Here is an 11,524-nt window from a genome sequence, read left to right as displayed (position 1 = left end):
GAGCGGCGCGTACGACCGGAGCCGCATCCTCGACAACGGCGGCCTCGACCGGCGCACCGCCGGGGCCGAGCACGCGACGGCGCTTCACCTCGACCACAACGGTGTTCGACCGCCCGTGGCTGAAGCTCTGCTTGACCTTGCCGGTCTCGACCGTGCGCTTGAGCCCCAAGGGCTGACGCATTCCGAGTTTCGGCTTTTCGTTGTCGGTATCGCTCACTCAAATTCCTCGCATGTGTCTTCGTCAGCCGCAACGGGAGCGCCACTTCCCGCTGGGTTGGATATAAGCGCCGATGCGCCCTGCGACGGTGTTTCGCAAGGCACGAGGGCGGGGTGGGGTCCGATAAAATGCAGCCAGCGGTCGAGCGTTTCGCTCACCCGCTGCGCCGCATCGCGCTCCGTTAGGCCGATATGTACCACATTCTGCCGCCCCAGGGCCACGGCCAATATGGTGCGGCTGACCGGTAGTGCCAAGCCCCTGAGCGAACTGCCCTCTTCATCGTTGCCGATGCGCCAGGCCTGGTCGAGTTTGCGGTTGCCATCGGCACCGGCGTCGCTGGCGTGCAGCAGCAGATGCAACTTGCCCGAACGCGCTGCGGTTTCGATCTTTTCCGCACCCGTCACCAAATTTCCGGTGCGCGCCTCGAGGCCAAGCCGGTCGAGCGTCGCGCGCTCGAGCGCGGTGGCGATCATCGCGGGCAAATCGTCGGGGATCAGCACCGGGCCGGTCTTGAATGCTCGCGCGAGTGCGGCCTTCAGCTTGCCCTTGGTGATCGCGGTTTCCAACTCGGCCCGCGTCACGCCGATCCATGCGCCGCGTCCGGGTGCCTTGGCACGCACGTCGGGCAACACATGCCCGTCGGGCGACAATGCGAGCCGCACCAGCGCCTCGCGCGGTGCACGCTCACCGAGCAGGATGCAGCGGCGGATGGCCCCGGTGGGATCGTCAGTGGTCGCGACTTCGGTCATTGCACTCCCCTCCCTTTCAGGCAGGAGAGAACGTGAAGTTCGAACGTCGGTGTCTGAACCGCTAGCGTGTCATTGCGAGGATTCCGCATGAGCGTCCTCCTGCGGTTTGGGCGCATCACGGTCGGCGATCAATTGCCCGCCCGCCCCGTAATTTTCCGGGCTCACTTCCTCGATCACGATCTGCACCGCAGCCGGGTTCTTCCCCAGCCGCTGTACCAGCGACTGGGTGACATCGGCGACGATGGCGGACTTCTGGTCCTTGGTCGCCGTGCCGGCAAGGCGGATGCTGACGAACGGCATCAGGCTTCGCTCGCCTCCGTGCTTGCGTCGGTGGTTTCCTCATCGGTGAACCAGTGCGCGCGCGCGGCCATGATGATCTCATTGCCCTGCGCTTCGCTCAGGCCATATTCGCCGAGCACCCCGCCTTTGTCCTCGGCGCGCTTGGGCGCATCCTCGGCGCGGCGGCGCTGTTCCTGGCGCTTCTTCTGGATCAGCTCGTCGGTCGCCAGATCGGCGAGATCGTCGAGCGTCTTGATCCCGGCCTTGCCGAGCGTGACCAGCATCGCTTCGTTGAGGTGCGGCAGTGCGGCAAGATCGTCCTCAACGCCGAGCGCGCGGCGCTCTTCGCGATTGGCGGCTTCGCGGCGTTCGAGCGCTTCGGACGCGCGGCTCTGCAATTCGGCGGCGAGATCGTCGTCAAAGCCTTCGATCGAGGCGATTTCGTCGACTTCGACATAAGCGACTTCTTCCAGCGCGCCAAAGCCCTCGGCTACCAGCAGCTGTGCCAGCGTCTCGTCAACGTCGAGCTCGGTCTGGAACATCTCGGTGCGCTCGGCGAATTCCTTCTGGCGCTTCTCGCTGGCATCGGCCTCGGTCAGGATGTCGATCGCCTTGCCGGTCAGCTGCGAGGCGAGGCGCACGTTCTGGCCGCGACGACCGATGGCGAGGCTGAGCTGATCGTCGGGGACGACGACTTCGATGCGGTCCTCTTCCTCGTCGATCACCACGCGGCTGACCGATGCCGGCTGCAGCGCATTGACGACGAAGGTCGCGGTGTCGGGCGACCACGGGATGATGTCGATCTTCTCGCCTTGCATTTCCTGCACCACCGCCTGCACGCGGCTACCCTTCATGCCGACGCACGCGCCGACCGGATCGATCGACGAATCATGGCTGATCACGCCGATCTTCGCGCGCGAACCCGGATCGCGGGCCGCAGCCTTGATCTCGATGATGCCGTCGTAAATTTCGGGCACTTCCTGCGCGAACAGCTTCTTCATGAAGTCGGGATGGGCGCGGCTGAGGAAAATCTGCGGGCCCCGGTTTTCCCGACGGACGTTGAGGATCAGCGAGCGGATGCGGTCGTTGACGCGCACCACTTCGCGCGGAATTTGCTGATCGCGGCGGATGACGCCTTCCGCGCGGCCCAGATCGACGACGACATGGCCGAACTCGACGCGCTTGACCACGCCGGTGATGATCTCACCCATGCGGTCCTTGAATTCTTCGAACTGGCGCTCGCGCTCCGCGTCGCGGACCTTTTGGAAGATCACCTGCTTGGCGGCCTGCGCGGCGATGCGGCCGAATTCGATCGGAGGCAGCGGGTCGACGATATAATCGCCGACGACGGCACCCTTCTGGAGCTTCTGCGCTTCCTTCAGGTTCACCTGCTTGAAGTAATCGTCGACCGCCTCGACCACTTCGACGACGCGCCACAAGCGCAGGTCGCCGGTGACGGGGTCGAGCTTTGCACGAATGTCGTTCTCGGCACCGTAGCGCGCGCGGGCGGCGCGCTGGATCGCGTCTTCCATCGCCTCGATGACGATGCCCTTGTCGATCATCTTCTCGGTCGCGACGGCATTCGCAATGGCGATCAGCTCGGCGCGGTTGGCGGTAACGGCGGTGGCCATCAGTTCAGTCCTTCGTCTTCAGTGCCTTCGGGCACCAGTTCGTCTTCAATCTCGTCTGCGCCGTCGAGCGACAGCGGCCGGGTGGCGGCGATCAGCGCGTCGGTCAGCAACAATTTGGCGGTGCCGACCTGCGCGAAGGTAATCTCCATCTCGCCATGCTTCTGCACGTAAATGGTGATGCGGTCGTCGGTGACGCCCTTGAGCAGCCCGGTCAGCACCTTGCGCCCCTCAATAGGAGCAGCCAGCACGATCCGCGCCTCATGCCCGGTCCAGTCGGCGAAATCCTTCAGCCGGGTGAGCGGGCGGTCGATGCCGGGCGACGACACTTCGAGGCGATATTCCTCGGTGATCGGATCGCGACCCTCGGCCTCCAGCGCGTCGAGCACGTCCGAGATACGGCGCGACAAATCGGCACAATCCTCGATCGTGAGCTGGCGCGTATCGGGGCGTTCGGCCATCACTTGCAGGGTCAGGTCGCCCTTGCCGCCGAACAGCTTCACGCGCACAAGATCGAAGCCGAGCGCAGCGGCTTCGGGGGCGATCAGCGCAGTCAGGTCGGGCTTGTCGGCCAAGATATGTCCCATGCAAAGGTCTTCGCTGCCGGAACCGGGTGGCTCCAGCCTCTTCACCTGGCGATGTAGAGAATATGCGTCGTATAAGCGCGTAGAGCGGCGCTGGCAAGCCATCCTGCATGTCACGCCGTTGCGTGGCGGAACAACTCAGGGGGGACGACGGTAGTGCTTTTGAAAAACCGGAGAGTGTTCATGCTGTCGTCGCGTCTGCCGCTCGTTATCGCCTTCGTCGCCACGACTGCCTGTTCGGCCCAGCCGCAGCAGAGCAGCACCACGCCGCCGGTGGCGTCACCGGGCGATCCGGCAACCCCAACGCCCTCGCCCAGCGCGCCGCCGGTGACCACGCTTCCTGACAATGCGCCCGATGCGACGGTTCCCAACGTTCCGGCGACCACCGGCCGCGCCAATCTCGCCGCGACTACGCCGCCCTTCGCGATACAGAAGATCGGCCAGTTCGCCGACCCGTTCGCGATTGCGATCCTGCCCGACGGATCGGCGCTGGTGACCGAGAAGGCCGGCAAGATCAAATGGCGGCACCCGGACGGCACGGTCGCCGACATCGGCGGCGTGCCGAAGGTGCTGAACGAGGGGCAGGGCGGGCTGCTCGATATCGCGCTCGCGCCCGATTTCGCGACGAGCAAGCTGGTCTATATCAGCTATTCCGAACCGCGCACCGGCGGGAGCAGCCTGGCGCTGGCACGCGGACAGTTCAGCGGGACCGCCTTGGTCAATGTGCAGGTGCTGTGGCGCGCGGGTTCGGACGGGGTCGGCGGGCAGTTCGGTGCCAATATTCTGTTCGCGCCCGACGGCCAGTCGCTCTATTTGTCGTCGGGCGAGCGTCAGCGCTTTACCCCCGCTCAGGACCCCGAGCAGCGGCTTGGCAAAATTCTCCGCCTGACGCTCGATGGCAAGGCGTGGCCGGGCAATCCGGATTACAAAGCGGGCGGCGCACGCGCCGAAACGTGGAGCACCGGCCACCGCAACCCTTACGGCATGGTGTTCACCGCCGACGGGCATTTGTGGGAAGAGGAGATGGGGCCGAAGGGCGGAGACGAGCTCAATTTGATCCTGCCGGGGCGCAATTATGGTTGGCCGATCGTTTCGAACGGCGACAATTATAGCGGCAAGATGATCCCCGATCATCCCAGCGACCCGATCTCGAGGCACCCAAATTGTGGTGGAATCCGTCAATCTCGCCGGGCGGGATGATCGTCTATTCGGGCGCGATGTTTCCGCACTATCGCGGCAATCTGCTGATCGGGGCGTTGTCGGGTGAGGCGCTGATCCGCGTCTCGGTGTCTGGCGACACCGCCAAGGCCGAGGAGCAATGGGCGATGGCGCGCGCATCCGTGACGTCGCCCAGGCCCCCGATGGCGCGATCTGGCTGTTGGAGGATGACGGGGCCTTGGTGCGGCTGACGCCGAAAGGGTGACCCCGCGTCGAGGTCGTTTAGGCGCGTACGATCAGATAGTTCATGCGCGCGGCGGCGATCGGTTTGTCCGCGTCGTCCTGCCAGGCGGTCGCCTCGACATTGGCGACGCGGCCGCCGAGTCGGGTGACGGATCCCCGGGCGAAGGTCGGCTTTTCGCGGCCGCCGCGCATATAATCGACGGTCACGTTGATCGGCTTGATCTGGCCGCCGCCATCCTCCGCCAACGCACACCGCAAGGCGACGATCGCTGCCATCTCGAGCAATCCGCCAATTGCACCGCCGTGCAAATAGCCCGGCCGCCCAAGCAGCGTGTCGGCGCTGGGCATCAGCAACAGGGTCGGATCCGCTGCATCGGCAAGCGTGATACCGAGCAGTTCGGCATAGGGCGGCAACATCACGCGCGCTCCGCCGGGGCGTCGGTGAACATGAAGGTGCCAGCGACATGGGCCAGCGGATCGGTCGGATCGCCATCATGCGCCTGCCCGCGCACGAATGAGATCGAGCGGGTGATGCGGTAGCATTCGCCGTGCCCGACCACCGTTTTGCCCGGCGTCGCGGGGCGCAGATAATCGATCCGCAGATCGAGCGTCGCATGCGGCCGGAAGCGCCCGAGCCGGGTCCACACCGCCAGGCTGGTCGCCATGTCCATCATCGTCAGGATCGGGCCGGAGGCGAGCACGCCGCGGTCGGGGTCGCCGATCAGCGCAGCTTGATAGGGGAGCTTCAACTCTACCCAATCGGGGCCGTGCGCGTGATAGCTGAGCTTCAGCAAGCCGCCATGCCCGCCCACGCCATGGCGAATGAAGCGCTGAGGATCGAAAGGCGGCAAGGTCTCGGGCGTCATTGTGCTCGCGATGTACTGCAATGCAGCACCGGCGCAAGCGCGTTGGTGGACGCGCCGAAAGAGTGTGGGGGCGGTCACCCCGCGATATTACACCGAATTAACTCCTCGACTGTGCCTCTGCGCGCTTAGCATCGGATGGCCGGTCGATCCGGCGCATTGTTGATGGACAAAAGGGAGGCGCGCGATGGATATCTTTAACCTCGACATCAACCAGATCGTAGATCTTGGAACGCAGATCGGCACCAGCGGAGCGATCCGCACCCTCGAATTGGTTGGCGATGATGTGTTTGACTACATCATAGGTGTCGCGATCCTGATCTATGAAATCTACCCGAATGGTTGAGCGCAGCGCGCTCGATGCGGCGGCGGCACGGTCTTTTGCCGCCGCCGCCCGTTTCGGGCGAGCGAGCCGTATCGTGCGCTGGAGGCAGCATTCTCTGTCCCGGCGGTGGAGGATGCGGTGGTCGCGGTGCTAGCCGATACGGGCTGGGTCGGTGCGCTGATCGCGCCGCTTGTCGCTGCTTTGAGCGACGATCCATGGTTCGAGCCTCCCTTTCGCGTCGCGCGCGATGGCCTGCGGATCGGGACCGTGGTGTTCGAAAACCCGGTCGTCTCCATTGCAGCGACGGTGCTGTCGGCGGACGCGTTGGCGGTTTTGCCTCCGCCGCAAACGGTGGTGGTGCCGGGACGCCTGACCTTGACGCGGTATGTCCGTGCCGGAGAGGCACGGTTGCGGTTGTGGGATGCCGAGCCGATGGGCCCGGATTTCTCGGCGGCGACGGCGCGACCGTGCAGCGCCGCCCCAGATCTTGTGCTGCGCGATGGCGCGGTGGTGCGTCTGGACGGACGCACGCGCGGCCATTTGATCGACGGCGCGCGGAGCGATGTGGTGACGCTCAACGCAACGATCCGGACTGAAACGGCCCCTTACGCACGCGAATATGCGATCGAGACGGGTGCCTTGGTGCGCGTAGCGACCAATGACGATCGGGCCGCGCGCACGCAGATGTTGCTCGCCTATCTCCGCCTGGCGCAACGCCCTGGAGCGCAAGAGCGCTTCGCCGCCGCGACACGCGACCCCGCCTTCTTCCTGCGGTGGGGCGCGATGCGCGAGTGGCTGGCGATCGACACGCGCGCGGCGTTGCCACGCCTGCGGGAAATGGCGGAGGCGGACCCCAATGCCGAGGTGCGCGCGGCGGCGACCGCGACATTGGCGCTGGTTGAAGAGCGAATCGCTGCCTGATGCCGCGCTTGCTCGATCCCGGTGACGGCGACGCGATCGGCCTCGACGATCTGGTCGCGACGCTCGATGAGACACTGTTCGATGCCCGCGACGAGGATTCGCTTGCAGCTCTGGGGCCGCTTTTGGCGCGGCTCGGGCGCAACCGCGACTTCCTGGCCGATCTCGTGATTGCGGAACTGGAGGACCGCTGTTCGGGGCAGTCGAACGGCAATTCCTATGGTGCGCAGGTGTTCCTGTTGCGGCCGGCCAATGGCCGTTATGTGTTGCGTGCCAATTTCTGGCCGGCCCGCAACGATGCGGTTGTGCGCGCGAGCGGCACCGCGCCGTTCTTCTACGATCTGCCGCACGACCATAATTTCTCGTTCCTGACCGTCGGCTATCAGGGGCCGGGCTATTGGAGCGATTATTACGATTATGACGTCGATGCCGTGACCGGCTTGCCCGGCGAAGTCGCGGGCCTGCGGTTTGTCGAGCGATCGCGGCTCGAACCGGGCAAGGTGTTGCTGTATCGCGCGCGGCGCGACGTACACCGGCAATTGCCGCCCGACAGCTTGTCGGTGTCGCTCAATATCCTTGCTTACGACCGCGCTCAACCATGGTGCGACCAATTCCGCTTCGACGTGACGGGAGGCACGATTGCCGAGGGGCTGACCACGGCCCCTTCCGAGGCGTTGGTCGCGCTCGCGGTGCATTTGGCGGGCGAGCATGGGGTGGCGCTCGCTGATGAATTGGCGACGCGTCACCCCGCTCCCCGCATGCGCGTGACGGCGCTGCGGGCGCTGGCTTCGCGCCACGCCGGGGAGGCGGAGCGGCGCGCAGTGCTCGCACGCGGTCTGGGCGATCCCGATGGCTATGTCGCGGGCTATGCTCGGCAAGCCCTTTTGGGTCCAAAACGGATTTAAAGCACAGCATTTGCGCATTTGGCGGCTGCTAAACAGGAGCGGTGGAACCCGTTCTGGCCTTGGGCCCGCACCGTCCCGGACTTGGTGTGGAGGCAGCGAAGCGCGGCCTTCATTTCGTGGCGGATGGATCGTCCGCGCGCGCCGGGGTGCAGTTCCTCCGCGGGACGGGCTGGGTAGCCGATATCCCCATGCTCGTGGTGGTTGCAGGGGACGACGCAGCGGTGGCGGCCGCGATCGACGCGGGTGCCGATGATGCGGTTGCATCGTCGGCCAGCGATGCGCTGATCGCCGCGCGGTTGGCGGCGCTGGTGCGGCGTGCGCCGGGGCGGCTTCGGCTTGGCGCGTTGGAAATCGATCGAGTCGAGCGTCGCGTTTTGCGCTCGGGACATACGCTCGATTTATTGCCGCGCGAATATCGCCTGCTGCTGCATCTGGCCGAACATGCTGGGCAAGTGGTGCTTCACGACGAATTGCGGCGGGCGGTGTGGGGGCTGGATTTTCATCCCGGCACCAATGTCGTTGCGGTGCATGTGTCACGGTTGCGGGCCAAGCTGGATCGGGGATTCGCGGCACCGTTGCTGCACACCGAAAAGGGCGTGGGCTACCGCCTTGCCGTGCCGGAAAAACGCGGTATAGCTTCGCGTTTCAAAACGAAACGAAATAGCCGGTGAGAGGGCCCTGATATGTCGCACCCGAGCGTTCACGCGCGGACCGATCCCGCGAAACCCGCACTGATCGTCGCTGAGACGGGCGAGACGATCAGCTTCGGCGCGCTAGACGCACGGTCCAATCGCGCGGCGCATGTGTTCCGTGCGCGCGGGTTGAAGGTTGGCGACACGATCGCCTTGTGCCTGGAGAACACGCCCGAATTTTACGACATCGCCTGGGGTGCGCAGCGCGCCGGACTGTTTTTCGTGTGCATCTCGACCAAGCTCACCGCTCCGGAAGTTGACTATATCCTGCGCGATTCGGGGGCGGCGCTGATCGTGCTGTCTGCCAGTCTGGCGAACGTGGCGGCGGGGCTGCCCGGCGATGTCGAACGTTTTCGGTCGGGGGTTCCATTGAGGGCTGGGAAGCGTGGGAGAGTGCTGTAGCTGCGATGCCCGATACGCCGATCGCCGACGAGCGTGCGGGGATCGACATGCTCTATTCCTCCGGCACCACAGGACGCCCCAAGGGCGTGCGGGTCGCGTTGCCCGAAGACCCCGATATTGCCGGCGCGACCGTGCTCGAAATGCTCGCGCGCGGGCTGTATGGCCTTGGCCCCGACAGCATCTATCTCAGCCCCGCGCCGCTCTATCATGCCGCCCCTTTGCGTTGGTCGATGACGGTGCAGCGTCTGGGCGGTACGGTGGTGATGATGGAGCATTTCGACCCCGAACGCGCGCTTGCCGCGATCGAGCGCTATCATGTCAACGCCAGCCAATGGGTGCCGACGCATTTCGTGCGGATGCTGAAGCTCGATGAAGCGACTCGCGCGCGCTATGACCTGTCGAGCCTCAAGGTCGCGATCCATGCCGCCGCGCCGTGCCCGGTGCCGGTGAAGGAAGCGATGATCGCCTGGTGGGGCCCCGTGCTGTACGAATATTATGCGGGATCGGAGGGCAATGGCCTGACCACGATCGCCTCGCCCGAATGGCTGACGCACAAGGGTTCGGTCGGCAAGGCGGCGTACGGCGTGCTGCACATTTGCGATGAGCAGGGCGAGGATTTGCCGCCGGGTGCCGAGGGACTGGTCTATTTCGAGGGCGGCGGCGCGTTCGAATATCATAATGATCCCGCCAAGACCGCCGAGGCGCGCAATGCGCGCGGCTGGTCGACGCTCGGCGATATTGGGCGGATCGATGATGAGGGGTATCTCTACCTGACCGACCGCAAGAGCTTCATGATCATCTCGGGCGGGGTGAACATCTATCCGCAGGAAATTGAAAACCGGCTGATCACGCATCCGCGCGTCGCCGATGTCGCGGTGATCGGCGGACCGTGCCCCGAAATGGGCGAGCGTGTCGTGGCGGTGGTGCAGCCGGTCGACATGGCCGAGGCGGGCGAGGCATTGGCGGCGGAATTGACCGCGTGGTGCCGCGCCGAACTGTCGGGCGTAAAAACCCCGCGCCAGATCGATTTCGCGGCGGAATTGCCGCGCCATGCCACCGGAAAATTGTACAAAAGGCTGCTTCGCGACCGTTATTGGGGCGAAACCGGGAGTAAGATCGTATGAACGACCGCGTCACGACCACCATCACGCACCATATCGCCGATGTGCGGCTCACCCGCGCCGACAAGATGAACGCGATCGACCCGGCGATGTTCGAGGGGATTGGCGCCGCGATCGACGCGCTCGCTCCCCGCAAGGATGTGCGCGCGGTGGTGCTGTCGGGCGAGGGTAAGGCGTTTTGCGCGGGGCTCGACATGACCAGCATGGCGGGCGGTGGATCCGGCCTGTCGCGCGTCGACCGCAACGCGCAGGGCGCGATCCTGCCGCAGCATGTGACCTGGGGCTGGCGTAACCTGCCGGTGCCGGTGATCGCGGCGGTGCATGGCGTGGCCTTTGGCGGCGGGTTCCAGATCATGTCGGGTGCCGACATCCGCATCGCGGCACCGGGCACGCGCTTTTCGATCCGCGAACTCTATTGGGGGCTGGTGCCCGATATGGCGGGCTTCCCGATCTGGCGTGGCTTGGTGCGCGACGACGTACTGCGCGAACTGATCTACACCGCGCGCGAATTCGATGCCGAGGAAGCGTTGCACCACGGCTTCATCACACGCATTGCCGAGGATCCGCACGCCGCGGCGCTGGCGCTGGCGCACGATATCGCCGCCAAGAGCCCCAATGCGATCCGTGGGGCCAAGCGCCTGTGCAACATGGCGTTCGATGCCGATCCGTTGGCGATGCTCGAAGCCGAAACCGCCGAGCAGGTCGCGGTGATCGGTCAGCCGCCGATGATGGAGCAAGTCGCCGCCAACATCCAGAAGCGCCCGGCGGTGTTCCACGACGCGGATTAGGGGCGATTTCCTTTAGGTAGGCCCCCCTCAAATTCCGTTCGGGCTGAGCTTGTCGAAGCCCCGCTCTCCTCAGGCCGCAGCGATCGCGGGGGGAGAGGTGCCCTTCGACAGGCTCAGGGCGAACGGGGAAGGGGGCGGCTTTCCCCTCTACGGAAGGGGGATGCCGTGTGCACCACCCCTCAAGCGCGAATGCGGTGCGCCTCCAGCCCGGCGCGGAATTCCGGGGGCAGTTCGGTCAGGCCGCCGCTAGCGCTCATCACCAGCACCACATCGGCGGTGGCGATGCATTCGCCCTTTTGGAAGGCGGCGGCGAGAATGCTCCAGCTCCGCTTGCCGATCTCGCCAATGCCGCTGGCGATTTCGACATCGTCGGGGAAGAAGCCCTCGCCCAGATAATTGATCTCGAGCTTGGCGACGAGCCAGCGATGGCCCGACCATCCGGTCAAGTTCATCGCACGGTTGAAGCGCACGCGGCCGCTTTCGAACAGACCGGCCATCGCGACATTGTTGATATGGCCCAGCACGTCGAGATCCTGGAAGCGCGTCTGGATCGTCTCGCGGTGCGGATAGCTGGCGGGGTCGAGGCGATGGGGGGCAGGGCGGGGCATGAAGGTTCCTTATTCCCCTCCCGCTTGCGGGAGGGGTTCGGGGG

General features: G+C 65.3%; 13 protein-coding genes and 2 pseudogenes. 7 read left to right on the top strand and 8 right to left on the bottom strand.

Annotated elements, in window-relative coordinates:
* The 5 genes from NW75_RS06980 to rimP all read right to left on the bottom strand — a co-directional run.
* A partial coding sequence (locus NW75_RS06980) for a translation initiation factor IF-2 associated domain-containing protein (RefSeq protein ID WP_033964445.1) occupies nucleotides 1–217 on the bottom strand: 217 nt, incomplete at its 3' end.
* On the bottom strand, nucleotides 214–966 hold the full coding sequence (locus tag NW75_RS06975; RefSeq protein ID WP_033964444.1) for a DUF448 domain-containing protein: 753 nt from the start codon (nucleotides 964–966) through the stop codon (nucleotides 214–216). The genes NW75_RS06980 and NW75_RS06975, both read right to left, overlap by 4 nt.
* Nucleotides 967–1,035: 69 nt before the next feature.
* Nucleotides 1,036–1,266 (bottom strand): tautomerase family protein, encoded by a 231-nt coding sequence (locus NW75_RS06970; protein WP_033964443.1) that lies wholly within the window; start codon nucleotides 1,264–1,266, stop codon nucleotides 1,036–1,038.
* Nucleotides 1,266–2,876: a transcription termination factor NusA gene (gene nusA / locus NW75_RS06965; RefSeq protein WP_033964442.1), complete on the bottom strand. Its 1,611-nt coding sequence runs from the start codon at nucleotides 2,874–2,876 to the stop codon at nucleotides 1,266–1,268. Before nusA ends, NW75_RS06970 begins: the two co-directional genes overlap by 1 nt.
* Nucleotides 2,876–3,460, bottom strand: coding sequence for a ribosome maturation protein RimP (gene rimP / locus NW75_RS06960; RefSeq protein WP_405052971.1), 585 nt, complete (start codon nucleotides 3,458–3,460; stop codon nucleotides 2,876–2,878). The genes nusA and rimP overlap by 1 nt, the downstream gene beginning before the upstream one ends.
* 489 nt (nucleotides 3,461–3,949) lie before the next feature.
* Here rimP and NW75_RS06955 point away from each other — a divergent pair.
* Nucleotides 3,950–4,880: pseudogene (locus NW75_RS06955) on the top strand (PQQ-dependent sugar dehydrogenase).
* Between the two features lie 17 nt (nucleotides 4,881–4,897).
* Here the strand turns inward: NW75_RS06955 and NW75_RS06950 are convergent.
* Together NW75_RS06950 and NW75_RS06945 are read right to left on the bottom strand one after the other, a co-directional pair.
* Nucleotides 4,898–5,275 (bottom strand): PaaI family thioesterase, encoded by a 378-nt coding sequence (locus tag NW75_RS06950; RefSeq protein WP_033964441.1) that lies wholly within the window; start codon nucleotides 5,273–5,275, stop codon nucleotides 4,898–4,900.
* The gene (locus NW75_RS06945) at nucleotides 5,275–5,724 is read right to left on the bottom strand and encodes a PaaI family thioesterase (RefSeq protein ID WP_033964440.1); all 450 of its coding nucleotides are present in this window, start codon (nucleotides 5,722–5,724) and stop codon (nucleotides 5,275–5,277) included. Before NW75_RS06945 ends, NW75_RS06950 begins: the two co-directional genes overlap by 1 nt.
* 184 nt (nucleotides 5,725–5,908) lie before the next feature.
* Between NW75_RS06945 and NW75_RS24340 the strand changes: the two genes are divergently transcribed.
* From NW75_RS24340 to NW75_RS06920, 6 genes and pseudogenes are all read left to right on the top strand, one after another.
* On the top strand, nucleotides 5,909–6,067 hold the full coding sequence (locus NW75_RS24340; RefSeq protein WP_156142986.1) for a hypothetical protein: 159 nt from the start codon (nucleotides 5,909–5,911) through the stop codon (nucleotides 6,065–6,067).
* A 117-nt stretch (nucleotides 6,068–6,184) separates the two neighbouring features.
* Complete coding sequence (locus NW75_RS22775) at nucleotides 6,185–6,967, top strand: hypothetical protein (protein ID WP_156142985.1); 783 nt, start codon at nucleotides 6,185–6,187, stop codon at nucleotides 6,965–6,967.
* Nucleotides 6,967–7,869, top strand: coding sequence for a transposase (locus tag NW75_RS06935; RefSeq protein WP_137902674.1), 903 nt, complete (start codon nucleotides 6,967–6,969; stop codon nucleotides 7,867–7,869). Before NW75_RS22775 ends, NW75_RS06935 begins: the two co-directional genes overlap by 1 nt.
* 41 nt (nucleotides 7,870–7,910) lie before the next feature.
* On the top strand, nucleotides 7,911–8,540 hold the full coding sequence (locus NW75_RS06930; protein WP_156142984.1) for a winged helix-turn-helix domain-containing protein: 630 nt from the start codon (nucleotides 7,911–7,913) through the stop codon (nucleotides 8,538–8,540).
* Nucleotides 8,541–8,552: 12 nt separating this feature from the next.
* A pseudogene (locus NW75_RS06925) lies at nucleotides 8,553–10,087 on the top strand (acyl-CoA synthetase).
* On the top strand, nucleotides 10,084–10,872 hold the full coding sequence (locus tag NW75_RS06920) for a crotonase/enoyl-CoA hydratase family protein (protein ID WP_033964439.1): 789 nt from the start codon (nucleotides 10,084–10,086) through the stop codon (nucleotides 10,870–10,872). The pseudogene NW75_RS06925 and the gene NW75_RS06920 overlap by 4 nt, the downstream one beginning before the upstream one ends.
* Nucleotides 10,873–11,051: 179 nt before the next feature.
* On the opposite strand, the gene NW75_RS06915 is transcribed toward NW75_RS06920, so the two are convergent.
* On the bottom strand, nucleotides 11,052–11,480 hold the full coding sequence (locus tag NW75_RS06915) for an acyl-CoA thioesterase (RefSeq protein WP_033964438.1): 429 nt from the start codon (nucleotides 11,478–11,480) through the stop codon (nucleotides 11,052–11,054).
* Nucleotides 11,481–11,524: the final 44 nt, after the last annotated feature.

Origin of the sequence: Sphingomonas sp. Ant H11 (genome assembly GCF_000797515.1) — a bacterium.
Lineage (GTDB): Bacteria > Pseudomonadota > Alphaproteobacteria > Sphingomonadales > Sphingomonadaceae > Sphingomonas.
This window is presented reverse-complemented; position numbering and strand designations above follow the sequence as displayed.